Source organism: Reyranella humidisoli (assembly GCF_019039055.1).
GTDB classification, from domain to species: Bacteria; Pseudomonadota; Alphaproteobacteria; order Reyranellales; family Reyranellaceae; genus Reyranella; species Reyranella humidisoli.
In genome coordinates, this window is record NZ_JAHOPB010000001.1 from 978,961 (window position 1) to 1,000,233 (window position 21,273).

Here is a 21,273-nt window from a genome sequence, read left to right on the forward strand (position 1 = left end):
TCCCCCGCCCTCACCGACAAGGGAATTAGCACAGACCGGGCATCACCGGGCACACCGAAGGCTGCCGCGATCCACCGTGCCGCGCCTGAAATCCTCGACCAGCGCCGCGGCGATGGTCCGGTTGAGAAGCGCTGTCGGATGGCCATCGTCGGCGATGTAGAACCGATCGACCGGCTGCGGCGGCCGCGGCAGCAGCGCGTTGACGTCGAGGACCTGGACGTCGGCCTTGCAGAGCAAAGGCACCATCATGTCGCGCCAGCCTGCAAGATCGCCGTGCCAGGTCTCGCCGGAATAATAGAGCACCACGAGTCTGGCGCCGTAGTCGGCGGCGAGCTTCGCCTTGATCTCCTGCAGGATGCGGACGAACAGGCGCTGCTCGCCGGGTTCGTCGACCTCGAAGGCCTTCCAGGCGAGCGCGAAGAGGCGCGAGCCGACAATCAGCGATTCGACGAAGTCCGACGGATGCACCCAGGTGCCCCGCGCCACCAGCCGACCGTCCCGTTCGACGACGTAGCGCGGGCTGTCGTGCAGCCACTGGACCCGGCCGGCCACACGCAGCACATGGTCGTCGACGATCGACAGCACCGCCCAGGGAAAGCGCTGATGACCCGATCGCAGCGGTTCGCCGATCTCGAGCTGCCGCAGCACCTGATGAATGCCGTAGCCCTTCACCGCGAGGTTCACCGGCTGCAGCTCCGCGCCCGACTCCTCGCGCAGATACCAGGCCAGCGTCTCGTCGTCGGGCAGGCCGCTGCCGAAGGCAAAAGAATCGCCCAGGATCAGCACCGGTGTATCTCCGGCGGGTTTCCTATCCGGCGGCAGGGCGCGGAAGCCGTGGACGTCGGTCGTGTAGGTGACATCGTAGATCGTGCGCCCGTTCTTGACCGCGGTCGCGCGCGCCTTGCGGTCCGGCGACAGGCGATAGGCCAGGGCCGGATCGGGCACGATCAGCGGCTCCAGCGTCGTCTCCAGTCCGCGCCGGAACTCGGAGAGGTCGCGATCCTCGACGTAGCGGTTCATCAGATCGCTGCGCAGCAGCAGCTCGCCGGCGAGGAGGCCGACCGAAACCGTGAACAGGAGGAGCGAGAGGCTTCGAAGCCGCGGCGCAGCCACCAGCATCAGCAGGAACCAGACGATGAGGAGCGCCATTGCGCCCAGCACCGACGAGGCCCATGTCACCGCCCCCCAGAAGCCGAGGGCGGGAACGACCATCAGAAAGAAAAGCGCAGCGACCACCGCCCTCCACAGAGGAGGGCGGCTCGCGGGTTCGAGGTCCGGTCGGCGCGGCCTCAGCCGTCCACCTTGGCGCCGCTCGCCTTGACAATGGGCGCCCACACCGCGATCTCGCTCACGATGCGGTCCTGCAGGCCCTTGGGCGACATTGGCCACGGGTCGGTGCCGAGGGCGGCGAACTTGGCCTTCACGCCGGCATCCTCGAGCGCCTTGATGCCGGCGGCCGAAAGCTTGTCGACGATAGGTTGCGGCACGCCCGCCGGGCCGCCGAAGCCCATCCAGACTTCCACGACGTAGTTCGGCACGAATTCGATGATCGCTGGCACGTCGGGCGCGGCCTTGTTGCGCTCGCGGCTGGTGACGCCCAGCGCCCGCAGCTTGCCGGCCTGCACATGCGGGAAGCAGCTCGGCATGTTGTCGAACATGATGTGGACGTTGCCCGCGATCAGGTCCTGTACCGCGCCGGCGCTGCCCTTGTAGGGGACATGCAGCATGTCGGTTCCGGTGAGCTGCTTGAACATCTCGCCGGCGAGATGAATCGTGGTGCCCGAACCTGACGAGGCCATGTTGTACTTGCCCGGGTTGGCCTTCAGCAGCGCGATCAGTTCCGGCACGGTCTTGGCCGGCACGCTGGGATGGACCACCAGCATGTTCGGCCACACCGACATGCCGGCCATCGGCGAGAAATCCTTGGCCGAATCGTAGGGCAGCTTGGCGTAGAGCGCCGGCGCCATGCAGAACATGGAGATGGTGACGAGGCCGATCGTGTAGCCGTCGGGGGCTGCCTTGGCGATCGCGTCGGTGCCGATGGTGCCGCCGCCACCCGCCTTGTTGTCGATCAGAACCTGCTGGCCGAGGATCTCGGACACCTTGGCCATTACGATGCGCGAGATGTTGTCGGTCGCGCCGGCCGGCGTATAGGGCACGATGAACTTGATCGGCTTGCTGGGGAACGCGTCCTGCGCACGCGCGAGGCCGGGCGCGACGAGGGGCGCGGCAAGGGTCGCGGCGGCGCCGGCCAGCACGGCACGACGGGTAGGCTTGAACTCGAACATTGCTCCTCCACGCTACTCTTCTTGATCTATGGCGCGGACGCTAACAGCCCCTCCGGCAGGCGTCACGCGACGCCGCATCCTCCCCTCGCGCTGCGGCCTTCGAGGTCGCTCAGCGGGCCGCAACCTCAAAGCAGGCCCGATAGACGCCCCTATTGATTCGACGCCGCCCAGCAGATGGATCGCGCCGACGGGGTGGAAGCGTTTGCTGTCGCCAGCACAAATTCGCCAAGATCGCGTTCGAGATAGTCTCTAGCGCAGGTCAGCAGCAGGACCGGCAGCATTCAATCGACCATCTCAACGTCGATGCCCGGGGTGGCAACCGTTAGTAGCATTGTAATGTGAACCATTTCGAATAGACTTCAGCGGCACAATCAGGTCGAAGATATGCCGTCAGATAATGATATGTCTTTTCAAGACTACTTGAGTAGGCGCCGATTGGCCGCTTGGCTCGCAGCTGATTGCGAAGACAGCACAATTATTCGCGTCTTGAGATTGCCCTGGCTAGCCATTTGGAGCGAAGTTGAGAATGATAGACTATCGAAGATTTTGGCATCGCTTGACGATATCCCTGCAGTAGTGGTTCACGCCCTATCTGATGTTCCACCGACGACAAGAGGGCGCGGGATTACCTATATTTTCGATACCTCCATTAGTACCGGAGCGGCCCACTCGGCGATTCTACGAAAGAGACGTCATGCCGAAGAGCTGGAAAATAAAGTAGAGGGCTACGAGGGAGTAGTCATCGCAGTTGGCAGTGGCGAACGCCTTCAAAGATGGCATGAAATTCTCAGTGCTCTAGCGCCTGAAGCGAAATTAATCGTCGCACCACCAACAGGCAGTGGTCCAGGACCTTCGCTCGAGGGCGCTACGCCGTGGGACGACTCGGCGAATCAATTGCTGGATGCGATTTCGTCTTATTATGTGGAGCTCGGAAAAGAAGACGTCCTAGATCTCAAAGATGCTTCAGGTATCTCTCCCGACGGCATACGAGTTGAGGCGATTGCGGACAGCTGGGAGTTGATGACGCGTGGCTATGTGCAAGCACCCGCTCAAGTCCTACAGGCAGATTTCGACGCATTTCTCTCCGGTGACGCTGTATGGCCAGCGCTGCGCGCCGGTGCCGCGTGTAGTCGAGGCAGCGTATGCTCTGTTTTCGGCAACGGCCGACGCCACAAAGAGCAACTTGTTGACCCAATAGACTTTGTTCGCGATCGAATTAGAAACCTCGATCAAAGTGATATAGATCCGCTCGATTCGATCGAGCACATTCTCTTGTTTGCAGAAGCCGGTAGCGGCTGCACAACTACCTTGCGTCAAATTGCGCTCGCGGTAGCCCGAGATGGCTATCCAACGATGATTACCCGGCCTGATCCTAAAGAACTCTCAATCGAATCCTTGCAGCACTTGATTATTGACATTCAGGAAAAATGGGCAGCGGCACGGACGGGTAGAGGGTCAGGTTCGGGGTCATTACCCTTTTGCCTAATTCTCGATTCCGATGCTGAATTGCCGGCAAGATTCTCCAGGTTACTGCGGGGGCAGCTCGCAGACATCAACCGCAAGGTGCTCGTTGTTAGAGCGCTTAGAAGATCTGAAAGTGAACTCGATAATTCCGCAGGTGTTCTTAGGCTAAGGGCAGATACAGATGAAGCAGAAGTACTCAAGATAGGGGCACATCTAAGAGATTTCTGTGCTTCTAATGGTTTGCAAGCGATTCCAACAGACGATGAATGGAAGGCCTACTACGAGGGCTTTGGACGACTTCGTAGGCATTCGTCAGATCACAAATCGGCAGGTGTTGTTACACCACCACTTTTCTTGGTTGGCCTCTATCCCTTCGTAAAGGATCGGGTGCGTGACGAGCGTAGCCTTGAACGATATTTATTCCGGCGATGGTCAGAAATTTCAACGGAAAGTGGTCGCCTGTTGGTCCGAATTCTGGCAACCGCTGGCGCATATGGCCTATCTGTACCGCTCGAATCGCTATTGCGAGAGCAGTCTCTGGAAGAGCCACTATTTGGGCGAGTATCGATAGCGGATCAACGGCTCCTTGACTCCTTCTTTCGGTGGAATCGCCTCGGTTGGGAAAGGGTCAACTGGGGAGTTCATATTCGTCATCAGGCCATCGGCCTTTTGCTAATGCGCATTATAGATCCGTTAGAAGGGGAAGCCCCATTCGCAGGCCTATTACCGACTTTAAGTCGGCTGGCAGGAAGCGAGGCAGATCGCTGGTTTGCCGAGCAGATCGCTTACGTAATCGGCCGCCGCTTTCAAAGCGGCTCCCGCTCATTTTCGCTAGATGTGGACACCCAGATCCAACGGGCCGCTCGCGAAATTTTCAGCGCCATCCCAAGAGAAATCGAAGAGAATAGTCGGACCATCTGTCATCATCGAGCACGCTTTTACGTGCATGTGTTACATGCGTGCGTAGAAGCTATAGAGAATCCAGAACAAACGCGTGTACCGATCGAAGCATGCTTCGAACTAGCAGATAGTTCAATTTCTGAAGCGTCTCGACTTCTTGTTGCCGCTGCGAAAATCCCCGATCAGCACGAAAAACTAAGTCATGTATTCAATACACTCTCGGCAGGTTTAGCACAGTTCGCCCAAGCATGTTCTTTGCGCGGAAAGGTGGACCGAGCCGGTATCCTATTTAAGGAGTCGTTAGATAGAGCAAGCGAAGCAATAGAGCGTGACCCCGCTAATGGCCACGCTCTCTTCAACTATGTCGGGACGGCGCTACGAGTCCTGGAGAAGGGCATTCTTGAGGATCTTGGTGACGCAATTGCAACCTTCGAGCGTGCGGAGGACAGACTCGAAGATTTGATCAATTTGAATAGCGAGCGTCGCTGGAACAACACCGACGAAGAAAGTGCCGATTTCCAAATCGCGCAGCTTGCGGCGCGGCTAATTGAAGTAGCCAAGAAGCTAAGTACAGGCAATCGCGTACTACTCGATCAACACACCATGATCGTTGTGTCAGCGCTCTTGAAGATCCGAATGACTTGCCGTACTTCGCCACTAAAAGAGGCCTTCCTAGATCCACAAAAAGCGAAGGCCTTGCGTGAGGTTCGCAAGATGCTCGAAGGAATTGCGAATCCATCTTCTGCAACTTCACTCTGTATTTATAAGCTTATGCTTGGCGACCCAATCGGTCGCATAGAGTTCGAGCGACGATTGGAAGTGTTAGACTCTATTCGAACTCAGAACTCTGCTCAGTATGAACCATACAGACATGACCATGCTGCCTTGTTGTGTCAGTTAGGGCATTTTGAAGCCGCAGCCAGTATTTTCCGCGCGATCTCCAACTCGAGAATCGCGGACCCGGATAGCTGGTTCTGGATTAACGAACGCGTCTTGCTAGATGTATCGGGCGTCCCTACACCCAAGTCATTCGTAGTACGGGTTACAGACGAGCACGAAGGCTGGTCAGTGATCAAGAACACAGGCATCCGGGTTAAATTCCAACCACGACAATTTGGAGACATCAAGAACGGCCAATATCTTCCTGTGTATCTGCGCATTCGTTTGCTGGGATTGCAGGGCGTGACGAGGCGCTTCGCCGATCACGACTTACAAACAATGGGACTAGGCTCGCCTCAAAATGGCTAGAGCCCTTACATATATTGAAGGAAAGCGAATTTTCTTTCGCTTCCTAGCAGAAGAGCTACTGGTTGAAATTCAGCGAGATTCCGCCATTCAGCTTATCTTGCCGCCCGGATCAACTCCGCCCACCGATGATTGTTACGACTTGGCGACGGCGATCGCGACGCGGATAGACGCTAGTGAACGCGCCGCTCAAATCATTAAAGTCAACAACGTAACGGCTCAATCTGTTTTAGAAGGGCCGTGGATTGTGGAATGCCGAGGCGTCGCTGCAGACGCAGCCTTTCTCAATATGCCGGCCTATCTTTCAAGAAGACCGGACATTGTCTTTCTGGTCGACGAACCTGTTGCTACTCTTGATTGCCGACGACTCGTCTTTGACGTGAATTTGAAATCAGTTCTCACCGCTGCAACAAACTCATTCACGGAGCTAGCGCGTCTTGCGGACTATCATGGACCTGGCATTGATATGGTCGCGCGATTCCTTGTTCGCGGCCTATCAGGTGTGCAAGCTGACTTCTCCTTGCTACAAGATCAGCAACAGACTCGTGCGCTAACCAATAGTGAAATAGAGCGATTCTGCAAAAGCATTAGCCAACTCTGGACCTATGTTGATGAACCGGTTCGACCGGAAAGGATTGAAAAGTGGGTCTCCCAATTCAAGAAGTATGGCGTCGAACGCGAAGCGCTTCTGGTACTCCAGTATCTGAACCGAATTGGATACATCACGAAAGGAGAGATATCGAATTACATCTCCCATACTTTGGAAGCTCTTAGAGCAAGGAATAAAAGCAAGACGGTAAGGGTAACCACGATTCAAGCTGGCGGGAAAAGTGAAGGAGCACTTCTTTACGAGATCCGCAATTTGAAGCCGACGCCTGTCCCCCTGAACGATGTAACGTTCGGAAAAGTGACTGCAGATGTTGTATTATGCGTTGATGATGTCATTGGCAGCGGTGGCACGATTGTGAAGTCCCTGTTTGAAAATAAAGGGACAGTTGATTCTCATCGTTTCTTGGAATGGTTGAAGTCACCAGCAAATTCTCTTGTCGTTGTTTCAGCGCTAGCTAGCAAGAGTGGAATAGACCGGATAGTTGGCGATCCGCGAGGCATAGGTAAAATTTCCGTAGAAGCAACGCGCGTGCTCGGACCCACCGAAAGTATTTTTGGCGACAACAGTTCAATAATTTCCGACCCAGTTCGTCGCGAACTGTTTCAAGCTGTTTGCACGATCATTGGGAAGAAACTTTATCCCAAACACCCACTTGGGTGGAATGATTGCCAATGGTGCATCGCAACCAACTACAATGTGCCAAATTGCTCATTGCCCATCATTTGGGCTTCGGGAAGTGAGATCAATCCGTGGGAACCTTTACTTCCTCGTCGCTAGTTTACTCGCCGCTATAACAAAGGCATTCCGAGCTGACGTTCCTGGCTTTGTTACCGCAGCCAACATGGATACTTCGGTTGCCAGCGATAGGTAGAATGCAATTCACCGGTTGAGATATTGAGCAAACTCGGACACAGCTCGCGCTGCGGCCTTCGAGGTCGCTCAGCGGGTGGCCCTCCCGGAAACCGGTACGACGAACACCTCGACCGGCTCGCCCCGGCCGGGGACCTGCACGGCCCCCACCGGGCGAAAGTGCTTGCTGTCGCCTGCCGTGAAACCTCCCGAATTGACGGCGGCGGCCAGCGTCTCGGCGCTGGCGACGATCGAGGCGTCGTGGGCACGCGCCAGATGTTCCAGGCGGCTCGCCACGTTCACCGTATCGCCGACGGCGCTGTACTCGAGTCGGTTGCGGCTGCCGATGGCACCCATCAGCACGGGGCCCACATGGACACCGACGGCAATGCGCACGGCAGGCAGGCCGCGCGTGCGGCGGCCGCGGTTCCAGTCCTCGACCGACCGCACCATGTCGAGCGCACAGCGCAGCGCGCGGGTCTCGTCGTCGGGCTGCGCGTCGGGCGTCCCGAAGGTCGCCATCACGCCGTCGCCGATGAATTTGTCGAGCGTGCCGCCGTGGCCGAAGATGCACTCCGCCATGCGCTCGTGGAAGACGCGCAGGAAGTCGATCGTCTGCTGCGGCGGCTGGCCTTCCATCAGGCGCGTGAATCCCACGACATCGACGAAGAGGACCGTGGCCTTGCTCTCGCGCGCGACCTCGAAGTCGTGCCGGCCGCCGGCGAGGCGATCGACCAGGTTCGGCGAGAAAAAGCGCGCGAGGTTGTTGCGCTCGCCCTCGGCCATCAGCGTGCGCCCGAGATGCGCGCGCGCGCGCCAGACGGCGACGGCGATGAAGCCGGTGCACAGCGTCATGAAGATGAGCTGCTGGACGAGGAAGGCCTCGGGCGTAACGAACCCGGGACCGATCAACCGCGCGAAGATGGACCGCGCCACGGGCCAGAGCTCCGATACGCCGGGGAGGTCGATGCCAGACATCCGCGCCTGGTCGAGCGCGGTCCAGGCAAAGCTGCTCGCCAGGGCCACGAGCGACGCGGCGCCGGTCAGGATCACGGTGCGCACCGAGTAGCTGAGGGCGCTCGCGGTCAGGTAGATCACGAGATAAAGGAACAGCGAGCGCCGACCGAATACCTGTTCGAGCCACAGCCCGTTCTCCGCGCCGGGAATCGGCACGATGGTGCCGATGGTGATGACCGTCACGTCGATGACAGTGACGGCGAGCTGCAGCGCCCGAGCGTGCGGCGAGGCACGGAAGGCATAGACCAGCCAGGCCGTCGCCATCATCGTCACGCAGGCGCCGACACCGACGCCGACGCGCGCCGGCCCGGCGGCGAAAAGCAGCCATACGGCCACGGTACCGAGCGCGATCAGGCGGAAGCGGAAGGCAAAGGCCAAGCCTGCATGTTCTTCTTCCTCGAGACGAACACGCAGGCGCGCAGACGCGCCGTCTTGGGCAAGGGCTGATGACATGTCTCGTCCGCTTCGTGGGGGGCTGAACGGCTTACGCGCTCCGCGTGTGCGCGTGAACGAAGTTTCGTTCAAACAACCGTGAAAGCGGACCGAGAAATTCTCAGGCCTTGCCCGAGAACGACCACAATGACCTGTGCCGGATTACCGAGGGAGAGCCGAACTACTGGAGCCAGCGCAGGCAGCCCGCGGCATCGAGAACCGGATCGAGCCGCCGACGTACATCGGCGGGCAGCGCCGCCAGCTTCTTGCGCAACGCGTCGTAGCACTTGGCCTGGTAACGGAAGGGCGCCTGGCTCCACCGGCGGCCCAGTATGTCGAGATCGACCGACGACGCGCCCGCTTCGAGCGCGGCACGGTTGGCGGCCAGGAACGGCAGGTAGGTCTCGCCGCAATGCCGGAGCAGCGCGATCACACCATCCGGCAAGGGCGCATCGGCCGCCAGCCACTCGCCCTCGACGCCCGAGGCGTCGTCGAGACGCAGCAGCCAGCAATAGACGTCGGGCGCCCGGCGCCGCATCTCCTCCATCGGCGTGGGATCGACCGACAGGATCTGGAGCTGGCCGAACAGGCCGAAATCCGCCAGCGACGGCCGCGAGCCGAACAGGAACTCCATCTTGCCGACATGCCCTTCGAGCGTATCGAGGATGAAGCGGTAGCTGTCCTCGATGACGGGCCGGTTGGCGTCGGTGCAACCGACCATCGCCATGCGACCGACCTGGCGGTCGTTGAAGGACTGCATCGCCTCGCGCCGCCTGTCCTGCGGCATCTGCGGATCGCGCGAGGTGATCACCCAGACTTGCGCGAACACGCGATCGGCTTCGTAGAACCAGCGATAGTGGAACATCGCCTTGGTGACCCACTCGTCGCCGAAATCCTCGAGGAGGTCGCTGAGAAAGGCGTGCGCCGGATCGTCCGGCACGATCGAACGCTGGCCGGGATGGGCGCGCTCCAGCGCATGGGCGAGCGGCGTCGAATCGTTCATCACCGTACCGTCGGGAAACGTCAGCGCCGGGATCACGGGCGGCAGGCCGGCTCCGACCGCAACATCGCGCGCCGAGCCGTCGGCCTTCCACACGAAGGGCAACCGGCGATAACGCAGGATGGCGCGCATCTTCACCGAGTAGGGCGACGGGCCGATGCCGTGGAGGATGTAGGGGTTCGCTTTCATGTCACCACTCATTTTTACCACTGGCCGAAGAAGATGCCGTGCTGACGGTGTTTGGCCGTGCGCGCCTCGACATAGGCGTCGTCGACGGTGACGCGGCTCTTGCGTGCCTTCGCCCAAGCGTTCAGCCGCTCCTCCATCTCACGGAAGATTGGCGCGTAGGTCAGGTCGTTGCCCAGATCGCGGCGTTCCTTCGGGTCGTTGGCGAGATCGAAGAGCATCGGCCGGTAGCCTTGCCACCAGACGTACTTCCAGCGGTCGGTGCGGACCATGATGGCGCGGCACTCGTTGGGCTTGCGGCCCAGGATCTTGCGCGCCTCACGGAAGGAATAGTCGAGTTCGGAGAAGACCGCGTCGCGCCAGGAGTCGAGGTGGATCTTGCGCAGCAGCGGCAACAGCGAGCGGCCCTCGAGCAGGTGATCCTGCGTTGGCAGGCCCAGCGTCTCGAGGATGGTCGGGACGACGTCGATCGCCTCCACGAAGCGCTCGTCCACGGTGCCGCGCGTCAGGTCGGCCTCGGGATCGGGGTCGACCACGATGAAGGGAACGCGCTGCGCCTCCTCGTAGAACATCTCCTTCTCGCCCAGCCAGTGGTCGCCCAGGAAGTCTCCGTGATCGGCGGTGAAGACGATCAGCGTGTCGTCGAGACGACCGGCGCGCTCCATGTGGGCGAACAGGCGGCCGAGCCAGTCGTCGAGCTGGGTGATGAGACCCATATAGGCCGGCCGCACGATGCCCGGCGCCTCGGGTCGGCTGAAGGAGACCGATTCCTCCATCTCGCGATAGGCGGCCAGCACGGGATGCTCGTTCGCGCGTTCCTGCTCGTCGCGGTTCAGAGGGAGCATGTCGGCAGCGCCGTACATGTTGTGATAGGGCGCCGGCGCCATGTAGGGCCAGTGCGGCTTCACGTAGCTGAGATGCAGGCACCACGGCGTCTCGCCCATCTCGTCGATGAAGCGCATCGCCTCGCGGGTCATGTAGGCGGTCTCGGAATGCTCCTCCTTCACACGCGCGGGCAGGTGGACGTTGCGCATGTGCCAGCCCGAGGCCTTCTCGCCGTTTGGCCCGTCGGCCGCGATCACGAAGTCGCTCCAGGGATCGTCGGACACATAGCCGTGCCGGCGCAGATAATCGGCGTAGCCGCTTTCCCCGCCCGGCGGCGAGTGACCGTCGTAGCGATCGAGCTCCTCGAAGCGACCGGCGCGCATCAGCGCGTCCAGCGCCGAACCGCCTTCGATGCCGAACCGTTCCAGCGCCTCAAGGTCGGGCAGGACGTGGGTCTTGCCGGCGAGGGCTACCTTGATCCCGGCCGCCGACAGGAAGTCGCCGATGGTCTTTTCGCGCAAGGAGAGCGGCACGCGATTCCAGGTTGCGCCGTGGCTCGACACGTAGCGGCCGGTATAGAAGCTCATGCGGCTCGGGCCGCAGACGCCCGACTGCACGTAGGCACGCGGGAAGCGCACGCCGCGCGCCGCCAGCGCATCGATCGCCGGGGTCTTCAGGTGGGGATGGCCGGCGCAGGACAGATGGTCCGCGCGCAGCTGGTCGCACATGATGAACAGAACGTTTTTGACCTTGCCCAAGGTTTCCTCTCTCGACGGCTTCTTTGCGGCCTGCCTAACTAAGCCGCATGAAAGACGCCCCGTCCATCCGCGACATCATCGATTTCTGGTTCCTGCCGCTCGGCCATCCCGACCATGGCAAGCCGCGCGACATCTGGTGGAAGAGCACGCCCGAGTTCGACGCCGAGACGATCGGCCGCTTCGGCGCCGCGATCGAGCGCGCCATCGCCGGAGACCTCGACGCCTGGAAGGATTCGCCCGAGGGCGCGCTGGCACTCATCCTTCTCTGCGACCAGTTCACCCGGAACTGCTTCCGCAAGACGGCGCGCGCCTTCGCCGGCGACGCCAGGGCCATCGAGATCGCGCGTTATGCGGTGGCGCGCTTCTATCCATCGGTCTTCCCGGTCGACATGCGTCTGTTCTTCTACATGCCGTTCGGCCACAGCGAACAACTCGCCGACCAGCAGTTCGCCTGCGCCCTGTTCGAGACGATCGGCGGCGAGAACAACATCAAATCGGCGATCGACCACCGCGACGTCGTCGCCCGCTTCGGCCGCTTCCCCCACCGCAACGAGGTGCTGGGCAGGAGCACGACGCCGGAGGAGATCGAGTACCTGAAGAACGCGAACAGGTACGGGCAGTAAAGAAGGTTCCGCGATTGATAGGCGGTGCGCAGCCCCCTCACCCAGCCTCTCCCCCTAGCGGTGGAGAGGAGTTTGAATTTCATGTTCCTCTCCCCCGCTAGGGGGAGAGGTTAGGTGAGGGGGTGACGCATGTTTCGGTCGGGACGACGCAGATTCTAAACGCCCACGATCTCGCGGTAGAGGTCGGCGGTTTCCGTGTCGAAACAGCAGAAGACGACCTGCTCGATCAGCGGGATCATGTTGACCTCGTGGACGGCGATCTCGGCGGCTTCGCGCTTCGGATAGCCGTAGATGCCGGTCGAGATGGCGGGGAAGGCGATGCTGTGCAGGCCGTGCACGATCGCGAGCGCCAGGCTGTTGCGATAGCAGCGCGCCAGAAGTTCGGGCTCGCCCTGCTTGCCGCCATGCCAGACCGGGCCAACGGTATGGATGACGTGACGCGCCTTGAGGCGATAGCCGGCCGTGATCTTCGCTTCGCCCGTCGGGCAGCCGCCCAGGGTGCGGCATTCGGCGAGAAGTTCGGGGCCCGCGGCGCGGTGGATGGCGCCGTCGACGCCTCCGCCGCCCAACAGGCTCTCGTTGGCGGCGTTCACGATGGCATCGACGTCGAGGCGCGTGATGTCGCCCTCGACGATCTCGATGCGGCTCATGGCCTTACCAGTAGCGGACGGGACCCGTGTCGAGATGCACGAAGCCGGAGCGCGGGTAGAAGCCGACGCCGCCCATGTTGAGCGAGCGCGCCGCCTGGCGGATGCGGAACACCGGGACGCCCGGGAAGCGGATGTCCATCGCATTGCCGTTCATGTGCTGGCTGTCGCGCGCGACGCCGCGGCTGACACTGGCCAGCCAGGCATTGCTCTCGGGCGAGCGGAAGGCCGACAGGACCTCTATCTGGCCGCCGTAGCCCGCGATACGGGCGGTGTGCCACAGCACGTCGAACAGCAGCGGGTCCATCTCGGTCACGCCGCTGTCGCGGCTGTCGCGCAGGAACTGGTTGAGCTGGTCGAGCGCACTGCGATGATAGGCGCCGTTCGACCAGTAGGTGACCGTCACCTCTTCCTTGGTGTTGAAGTTCATCAGGCTGAGACTGCGCGGGCTCGACAGGTCGAGGTCGGGAGCCGGCAGCGGCGCGGCCAAGGCTGCTGCGGCCGGCGCAAAACCGGCATAGCGGCCGGCGCGGAGCTGCTGCGGGGTGGCGGCCGGCGCTTTCTTCTGCTGAGCCGCGGCCTTCTGGACGTTTGCCGACTTGGCCGGTGCCGCCGTCTGCTTCTTCGTGGTAGTGGTCTGGGCGGTCGCGGCGGTCTTCACTTTTGGAGCGCTCGAGGCGCCGGTATTGGTCTGGGCGAAGCTGGTGCCGGCAAATGCCAACAGTGTCGCCAGGCTCAGTACAAAGCTACGCATCCCTGCCCCGGTGTTGTTGCATTTTTGTCACAGACACCCTTATCAGAGACCCATTCTCGACTCAAAGCTAAATTCCTGGTCGCGGCTGAGCGCCAGCCCCACCACTTCACCCACCATGCAGAGAGTCGGGCCCGTCAGATGCGCCCGCTGGGCCTGCCCCTCGATGGTGGCGAGGGTGCCGACGACCCGCCGCTCCCGCTCAGTGGTGCCATGCTCGATGAGGGCCACCGGGGTCGACGCGGGGAGTCCGTGGGCGATGAGCTGCGAGGCGATCTGCTGCAGCGCCCCCATCCCCATATAGATGACGACGGTCTGGCGCGGCCGCGACAGCATCTGCCAGTCGAGGTCGACGGAACCGTCCTTAAGATGGCCGGTGACGAGCACACAGGCCTGCGCATGGTCGCGATGGGTGAGCGGGATGCCGGCGCTCGAGGCGCAGCCCAGGGCCGCCGTCACACCGGGCACAACCTCGACGGCGATGCCCGCCTTCACGAGTGCCTCCACCTCCTCGCCGCCGCGACCGAACACGAAGGGATCGCCACCCTTGAGCCGCACGACGCTCTTGCCGGCGCGGGCCAGGGCCACGAGCCGGTCGTTGATCTCCTGTTGGGGCACGCAATGGTTCGCCCGGCGCTTGCCGACATAGACGCGCTCCGCGTCGCGCCGCGCCATCGACAGGACCTCGTCCGAAACCAGCCGGTCGTAGACCACGACATCGGCGCGCTGCAGCAGACGGTGCGCCTTCAGGGTCAACAGGTCGGGATCGCCGGGACCGGCCCCCACCAGGTGAACCATGCCGGTCGACGTCGTCTCGTTTCGCACGCCGTCGAGCAGGCGGATGAGTTCGCGGCGCGCGCCGATTTCGTCGCCGGCCAGGGCCAGTTCGCCGACCGGGCCCTCGAAGACGCGATCCCAGAAGCGGCGCCGCGCGCGAGGTACCACCAGCGTTCGCCGCACCTGCTCGCGGAAGACGTCAGCGAAGCGCGCCAGCCGGCCCAGCGCAGCCGGGAGAGTGCGTTCGATCTCGGCACGGATGCGGCGTGCGAGAGCGGGCGCCGTGCCGGCTGTCGAGATGGCGATGGTCACGGGTGCCCGGTCGACGATCGCCGGCATGATGAAACTGGAGAGCGCGGGCCGGTCGACGACGTTGACGGGCACGCACCGTTTCTGCGCCGAGGTCGAGACACGCGCCTGCTCGGCTTCGTCTTCGGTCGCCACGATGACCAGGGAAACCCCGTCCAGTTCGCCATCGTGGAAGGTGCGGCCGGCCCAGGAGATGTGGCCCTCGGAAATGAGCTGGGCGATCTCGCCGCCCACCGTCCCGGCAACGAGGGAGACCTGGGCGCCGGCCTTGAGCAGCAACTCGGCCTTGCGGGCGGCCGCGTCGCCACCGCCGACGACCAGCGCCCGGCGGCCCTGCAGGGAGAGAAAGAGGGGAAAGGTCTGCATCATGCGGCCTTTGCGAGACGGGCCTTGCGCAACAGCGCGCGAATTTCGGGACGGCAGGAACCGCAACTGGTGCCCGCATGCGTCTTGGCGCCGACGGCGGCCAGCGAGGCCGCACCGTCGGCAATCGCCGCCTCGACCGCGCCGCAGGAGACGCCGAAGCAGGCGCAGATCTCGCCGCCGCGATGCATGTCGGTGCCGCCATGCAGCAGCTCGTCGCGCTGGGCATCCGTCAGGCGCTCCAGCGCCATGAACGGCGCGAAGCGGTCGCGCGCCCCGGCATCATGCGTCTCCGCCAGAGACATGATTGCCTCAACCTTGCCGTCACCGATGACGGCGGTGACATTTTTCTCGCCGACGAGCCATGGGCCCGGATTGGTCGTGCGCACCGAAGCGGCCAGCGCGCGTTGTGCAACTGCGAAGGACTGCTCGCCTGCAAAGACGTAGGCGTGATAGCCGGCGCCCTGCATCCGCGCCCAGTAGGAAATTTCCGGCAGCATGACTGCGCGACGAGCGAGAATCGTGCCATGCCAGCGCATATCCAGACGACGAATCTCGACAGGCGTGTGCTTCAGCTCGGGTTGGCCCGAGATGGGATCGACGGCGGGATTCACTGCAGCGTTGATGCGACCCGCGCGACTCACCTGCGCGGTCCAATGCATGGGCGCGAACGCCTCTCCGCACCGCAAGGAGTCCGTCACATGCACACGCAGCACGCCACGGCCCCATGCACTCGTCACTTCGGCGATGTCGCCGTCGGACAGACCACGCGCCGCAGCGTCACGCGGATGCAGTTCGATCGCGGGCTCGGGACGATGGCCGGCAAGACGCACCGACTTTCCGGTGCGAGTCATGGTGTGCCACTGGTCGCGCACGCGGCCGGTGTTGAGGATCAGTGGCCGCGCCCCGTCCGGTGCGTTCACGGGGAAGCGTGCCTTCGTCGCGACGAAACGCGCGCGGCGGTCGGCATGGAAGAAGCCACCGTCGCCGAAGAAACGCTTGTCGCTCCCGCCGCCCCACACGAAGGGCTTCAGCGCTTCGTAGGCCGCGTCGTCCAGCGTGGCGCAGGCACCGATGTCAAAATCGCGCCTGCCCTCGTTCTCGAAACCGGAAAGCGCGGCATGCTCGCGAAAGATGTCGGCAACGCCGCGCCACGCGAAGGCCTCGCCATGGCCGAGGCGCCGCGCGACCTCCGAGAGGATCCACCAGTCCTGCCTCGCTTCGCCGGGCGGCGGCAGGAACGGCCGCTGGCGCGAGATGCCTCGCTCCGAGTTGGTCACCGTGCCGTCCTTCTCCGCCCAGGCAAGCGCCGGCAGGCGGATGCGGCAGGCGTCGACGGTGTCGGTCGCACGGATCGCCTCGGAGACGATCGAGAGTTCACAAGCCCGCAACGCCTCGCGAACCGCGTCGGCGTCCGGAAGGCTGTCGACGGGATTGGTCGCCATGATCCACACCGCCTTGATGCGGCCGGCGCGCACGGCTTCGAACAACTCGACCGCCTTGAGGCCGGGCTTGGTCGCCATGCGCGCGGCGCGCCAGAAGCGCCCGACGCGATCGACGTCCGCCGCACCGAAATCCATGTGGGCCGCCAGGGTGTTGGACAGCGCGCCGACCTCGCGGCCGCCCATCGCATTGGGCTGGCCGGTGATCGAGAAGGGCCCCATGCCGGGCCGGCCGATGCGGCCGGTCAGCAGGTGGCAGTTGATCAACGCGTTCACCTTATCGACACCGGCGCTCGACTGGTTCACGCCCTGGGAATAGAGCGTCACCACCTTGTCGGTGCGGGCAAACCAGTCGAGGAAGGTCGCGATCTCGGCCGATGGCAAACCGCAGGCGGTGGCATCGGTGGTCCGGGCGACGGCGAGCGCCTCGTCGAGGCCCGACGTGTGCTGCTCGACGAAGCGCCGGTCGATCGCGCCGCGCTCCGCGAGACCGGCCAGCAGGACGTTGAACAGCGCCACGTCGCTGCCCGGCTTCAACGCCAGGTGGAGATCGGCGATGTCGCAGGTCTCGGTGCGGCGCGGATCGACGACGACCACCTTCATCGAGGGCCGCGCGCGCTTGGCCGCCTCGAGCCGCTGGAACAGCACGGGATGGCACCAGGCGAGATTGCTGCCGACCAGCACCACGAGATCGGCCAGCTCGAAATCCTCATAGAGTCCCGGCACCGTGTCGCTGCCGAAGGCGCGCTTGTGGCCCGCCACGGACGACGCCATGCAGAGGCGCGAGTTGGTGTCGATGTTGGCGGTGCCGAGGAAGCCTTTGATCAGCTTGTTGGCGGCGTAATAGTCCTCGGTCAGCAACTGGCCAGAGACATAGAAGGCGACGGCACCGGGTCCATGCTCTTCGATCGTCTTGCGGAAGCCCTCCGCCACCGTGTCGAGCGCGACCTCCCATGAGACCCGCTGGCCGTCGATCTCGGGATGCAGCAGGCGATCCCCGAGCGACAGCGTCTCGCCCAGCGCCGCGCCTTTCGAACACAGCCGCCCCTGGTTGGCCGGATGGTCGTGATCAGCCGCGATGGCGGCTCCCCCCTTGCCGTCAGGCGTGGCGACGATCCCGCATCCCACGCCGCAATAGGGGCAGGTCGTATGGACGCCGGCCGTCATGACGACAACAACGACCTCACCCTGAGGAGCGCTCCGCAGGAGCGCGTCTCGAAGGGTGGGCACGAGCACCGCGTGCGTTGCCCATCCTTCGAGACGCCGCGCTGCGCACGGCTCTTCACGATGAGGTAGGGTCGGTCAACGCGAAGCGGAAGAACACTAGTAGACATCGCGCTGATACCGGCCGGCCTTGGCGAGGCCGTCGAGCCAGGCCTTCGCTTCGGCGGCGCTCTTGCGACCAGGTCCCATCGCGACGTCGAGCAGTGTCGTCTCGACGTCCCTGGCCATGCGCTTGGCGTCGCCGCAGACGTAGAAGTGAGCCCCCTGCTCGAACCACGCCCAGAGTTCGGCCGCGTTCTCGCGCATGCGCGTCTGGACATAAACCTTCTCGGCCTGGTCGCGCGAGAAAGCGAGATCGAGGCGGGACAGCACGCCGCGCCGCTGCCAGTCGACAATCTGGTCCTCATAGAGAAAGTCCGTCGAGCGCTTCTGGTCGCCGAAGAACAGCCAGTTCCTGCCTTTCGCATCCCGTGCATCACGCTCCTCGAGGAAGGCCCGGAACGGCGCGATGCCCGTGCCGGGTCCGACCATGATGGCCGGCATCGTATCATCGGCCGGCGGCGCGAAGCCGTGACTCTTCTGCACGAACACCGGGATGACGTCCCCCGGCTTGGCAAAGTCGGCGAGATAGCAGGAGCCGATCCCGGTCCGGGTCCTGTCCTTGGTATCCCAACGCACCGCCGATACGGTCAGATGGACCTCGCGCGGGTGGGCCTTGGGCGACGAGGCGATCGAGTAGAGCCTGGGCTGCAGCCGGTCGAGCGACTTCAGCAAGCCGGGCAGCGACGGCGAGACCGACGGGAAGGCGTGCAGCAGATCGAGCAGGTCGGCCTCGGCCAGCTCCGGCGGCCCCTCGCCCGCGGCCAGCGCCTGCAGCTTCAACGCCTCCTCGCCGTCGAAAGCCCGGTTCGCCAGGAACAGCATGCACTCGTCGCTCGGCCGGGCGATGTCGACCTTGCTCAGCAGGGCCTGTCGAAGCGGCAGCGCCTCGTGATCGACGCCTACCATCTCCTCGCCCGTGGCGCCCAGCCGGTCGAGCACCGCCTGCACGAGCTGCGGGTTCTTGCGAGCGAAGACGCCCAGGCTGTCGCCGGCCTCGTAAGTGACGTCGCTCGCCGAGAGATCGAGCACGACGTGCCGCACGTCCTTTTCCGATCCGTTGCGGTTCAGCGGATGGGCATCCACCAGGGTCGCAAGCGCCGGCCGGTCACGCGAGAAGCCGACCTGGCTGGTGGACTTCACCGCTGGCGCCACGACGGTCGAACCGTTGCGCAGCGGCTCGAACGCGGCGACGAGTTCCTTCACCTTGCGCTGCGTTTCCTTGCCGCCCGGCACGCAGCGGCCCATGTCGGCCTCGGCGCCGAACCACACGGCTTCGGCATAGGTCTGGCAGAGATAGCCGCACTGGCCGCAATCAAGCTGGGCCATCGCAGCCATGAGCTGGCGTTCGGGCTTTTTGTCCTTTGCGAGTTCAAGCCGTTCGCCAAGCGACAGCGCCGCATCGTGCCAGGGGAAATCCTCCGGCTCGGCGCCTTCCGCGGGAGCGCTTTCCGGACCGCCGCCGTTGACGCCGAGATAGGCGGCGAAGAAGCCGTTCAGCCAGGCGCGCTGCTCCGTCGAGAAGGGCGCGTTCTCGGGAACGATCTTCGGAATGGGCGCGAGGGCGTTCATGCAGCGAGCGCCGGCACCGGGGCGCGCTCGGCCAGATCGCGCAGGGCGGCGATCTCGTGGCGACGGCAGAATTCGAAGAGCGATTCGGTGGCGGACTGACGGTGCGCCAGGTACGTCGCCAGCAACCTCTCGAGGAGCGGCGGCAGATCGTCGAAGGCGATCGAGGTCGCGTACTCTCGCGCCATCGCCTGCTCCGCGGTCGAGGCCGCACCGCCACCGATGAAGACGTGATAGCCCTCGACACTGTCCTCGCCGCGCTCGACCCTGGCGGCGATCAGGCCGATGTCGCCGACATAGTGCTGGGCGCAGGAATGGTGGCAGCCCGTCAGATGGATGTTGATCGGCGTGTCGATGGCCAGCCGCATCTCGAGATAGTCCACGAGCTTCAGCGCATGGCCCTTGGTGTTCGCGGCCGCGAACTTGCAGCCGGCATTGCCGGTGCAGGCCACCAGGCCGCGCCGCAGCGCGCTCGCCTCGACGCGGAGACCGAGGGCGGCAATGGCTGCGATGCAGACGCCGACGTCACGGTCGGCCACGTCGGAGATCAGCAGGTTCTGCCAGACCGTGAGCCGGATCGTGCCGCTGCCGAAGCGGTCCGCGATCCCGGCGATGCCGCGCATCTGCTCCGAGGTCATGCGGCCGACCGGGAGGACGAGGCCGAGATAGTTGCGGCCGGCCTGCTTCTGGCGATGCACGCCGATATGGCCTTGCTTGTCGGCCAGCATGCGCGGCGCCACCTGCGCACCGGCCGCGCGCCGCAGCTTGCCGCCATGTTCCTTCTCGACCTCGGCCACGAAGGCCTCGCGGCCCATGCGGTCGATCACGTATTTCAGGCGCGCCTTCTGGCGGTTGGTGCGGTCGCCGTGGATCGCGAAGGCGCGCACCACGGCGCCTGCCACCGCCACGCATTCCTCCGGCTTCAGCAGTATCCCGGTCTCGAACGCGAAATCGAGATGACCCGTGATGCCGCCCAGCTGTAGGCGGAAATAGATGCCAGGCTCGAAGCCCGCGCCGCCCGTCACCTCGGTCGCGACGAAGCCGATGTCGTTGGTGTCCTCCAGCACCGGCACGCGCCCGCCGCCGTCGAAGGCGATGTTGAACTTGCGCGGCAGGCCGTACATCTCGCGATGATTGAGGATGTAGTGATGCATGGCGCGGCACAGCGGCCGCGTATCGTAGAGCTCCTGCGGGTCGATGCCGGCCGTCGCGCTGCCGGTGATGTTGCGGATATTGTCGGCGCCCGAGCCGCGCGCCGTCAGCCCGAGATCCTGCACGGCGAGCAGCAGGTCGACGGCATGCCGCGCGGGGATCTCGCGGATCTGCAGGTTGGCGCGCGTCGTCACGTCGGCATAGCCGCCGCCGAAGGCATCCGCGGCTTCGGCCAGACCACGCATCTGCCAGGCGTTCAGGATGCCGTTGGGCATGCGCAGCCGGCACATGAAGGAATTCTCCGCCGGCGCGACGAAGAAGAGTCCGTGATACTTGGTGAGGAAGACGTCGATGCCCTTGGGAAACTGCCCCGCCTCGGCGCGGCCCACCACCTCGTCCCAGCGATCGAGCGGATTGCGTGCGCGCTTGGCGGTCTCCTCGGCGACCAGCTTGCCGCCCGACGCCACGATACGGTCCTGCGCGGCATGCTGCAGGGCGTCGGGACCGATCGGCTGGCCTTCGGAGGACGATCCCGCCGTGCGCGAGGCGAGCTTGTCCGCCGCCTTGCGGGCTTCGATCCCGCTGACGAAACCCTGCAGCCACTGCTTCTGGGCGTCGTCGAGTTCTTCTTTCATGCACCTCCCCACTCAAATGGGGAGGTGTCGGCCTCACAGGCCGACGGAGGGGTCATCGCCAACTCAAGATGCATGACCCTACCGTCGCCGTATGACGGCGACACCTCC

At 63.6% G+C, this 21,273-nt stretch carries 14 protein-coding genes; 3 read left to right on the forward strand and 11 right to left on the reverse strand.

The features are described from left to right. Positions 1 to 42: 42 nt before the first annotated feature. Entirely contained in the window at positions 43 to 1,236 is a 1,194-nt protein-coding gene (locus KQ910_RS04790) for an SGNH/GDSL hydrolase family protein (protein ID WP_216957333.1), read from the reverse strand. A 53-nt stretch (positions 1,237 to 1,289) separates the two neighbouring features. Further along, positions 1,290 to 2,288: a Bug family tripartite tricarboxylate transporter substrate binding protein gene (locus KQ910_RS04795; protein WP_216957334.1), complete on the reverse strand. Its 999-nt coding sequence runs from the start codon at positions 2,286 to 2,288 to the stop codon at positions 1,290 to 1,292. Between the two features lie 435 nt (positions 2,289 to 2,723). Between KQ910_RS04795 and KQ910_RS04800 the strand changes: the two genes are divergently transcribed. Together KQ910_RS04800 and KQ910_RS04805 are read left to right on the forward strand one after the other, a co-directional pair. Further along, on the forward strand, positions 2,724 to 5,900 hold the full coding sequence (locus KQ910_RS04800) for a hypothetical protein (RefSeq protein WP_216957335.1): 3,177 nt from the start codon (positions 2,724 to 2,726) through the stop codon (positions 5,898 to 5,900). Continuing rightward, positions 5,893 to 7,284 carry a phosphoribosyltransferase-like protein gene (locus KQ910_RS04805; RefSeq protein ID WP_216957336.1) on the forward strand — a complete coding sequence of 464 codons (1,392 nt, stop codon included), beginning with the start codon at positions 5,893 to 5,895 and terminating at the stop codon, positions 7,282 to 7,284. Before KQ910_RS04800 ends, KQ910_RS04805 begins: the two co-directional genes overlap by 8 nt. A 162-nt stretch (positions 7,285 to 7,446) precedes the next feature. Here the strand turns inward: KQ910_RS04805 and KQ910_RS04810 are convergent, their stop codons facing one another. The 3 genes from KQ910_RS04810 to KQ910_RS04820 all read right to left on the reverse strand — a co-directional run bounded on the left by KQ910_RS04810 (position 7,447) and on the right by KQ910_RS04820 (position 11,574). Beyond that, positions 7,447 to 8,826 carry an adenylate/guanylate cyclase domain-containing protein gene (locus KQ910_RS04810; protein ID WP_216957337.1) on the reverse strand — a complete coding sequence of 460 codons (1,380 nt, stop codon included), beginning with the start codon at positions 8,824 to 8,826 and terminating at the stop codon, positions 7,447 to 7,449. Positions 8,827 to 8,986: 160 nt separating this feature from the next. After that, entirely contained in the window at positions 8,987 to 9,994 is a 1,008-nt protein-coding gene (locus tag KQ910_RS04815) for a glutathione S-transferase N-terminal domain-containing protein (RefSeq protein WP_216957338.1), read from the reverse strand. Between the two features lie 14 nt (positions 9,995 to 10,008). Next, positions 10,009 to 11,574, reverse strand: a complete 1,566-nt coding sequence (locus KQ910_RS04820; protein ID WP_216957339.1) for an alkaline phosphatase family protein — start codon at positions 11,572 to 11,574, stop codon at positions 10,009 to 10,011. A 47-nt stretch (positions 11,575 to 11,621) separates the two neighbouring features. Between KQ910_RS04820 and KQ910_RS04825 the strand changes: the two genes are divergently transcribed. Further along, positions 11,622 to 12,197: a DUF924 family protein gene (locus tag KQ910_RS04825; RefSeq protein ID WP_216957340.1), complete on the forward strand. Its 576-nt coding sequence runs from the start codon at positions 11,622 to 11,624 to the stop codon at positions 12,195 to 12,197. Between the two features lie 155 nt (positions 12,198 to 12,352). Here the strand turns inward: KQ910_RS04825 and KQ910_RS04830 are convergent, their stop codons facing one another. The 6 genes from KQ910_RS04830 to KQ910_RS04855 all read right to left on the reverse strand — a co-directional run bounded on the left by KQ910_RS04830 (position 12,353) and on the right by KQ910_RS04855 (position 21,165). Next, positions 12,353 to 12,847 (reverse strand): O-acetyl-ADP-ribose deacetylase, encoded by a 495-nt coding sequence (locus KQ910_RS04830; RefSeq protein WP_216957341.1) that lies wholly within the window; start codon positions 12,845 to 12,847, stop codon positions 12,353 to 12,355. A gap of 4 nt (positions 12,848 to 12,851) precedes the next feature. After that, positions 12,852 to 13,598 (reverse strand): peptidoglycan L,D-endopeptidase MepK, encoded by a 747-nt coding sequence (locus KQ910_RS04835; RefSeq protein ID WP_216957342.1) that lies wholly within the window; start codon positions 13,596 to 13,598, stop codon positions 12,852 to 12,854. Positions 13,599 to 13,640: 42 nt separating this feature from the next. Further along, complete coding sequence (gene cysG / locus KQ910_RS04840; protein WP_216957343.1) at positions 13,641 to 15,050, reverse strand: siroheme synthase CysG; 1,410 nt, start codon at positions 15,048 to 15,050, stop codon at positions 13,641 to 13,643. Next, positions 15,047 to 17,653, reverse strand: a complete 2,607-nt coding sequence (locus KQ910_RS04845; RefSeq protein WP_216957344.1) for a nitrate reductase — start codon at positions 17,651 to 17,653, stop codon at positions 15,047 to 15,049. Before KQ910_RS04845 ends, cysG begins: the two co-directional genes overlap by 4 nt. Positions 17,654 to 17,809: 156 nt before the next feature. After that, positions 17,810 to 19,381, reverse strand: a complete 1,572-nt coding sequence (locus KQ910_RS04850) for a sulfite reductase subunit alpha (RefSeq protein WP_216957345.1) — start codon at positions 19,379 to 19,381, stop codon at positions 17,810 to 17,812. Next, on the reverse strand, positions 19,378 to 21,165 hold the full coding sequence (locus KQ910_RS04855; protein WP_216957346.1) for a NirA family protein: 1,788 nt from the start codon (positions 21,163 to 21,165) through the stop codon (positions 19,378 to 19,380). Before KQ910_RS04855 ends, KQ910_RS04850 begins: the two co-directional genes overlap by 4 nt. Positions 21,166 to 21,273 lie beyond the last annotated feature (108 nt).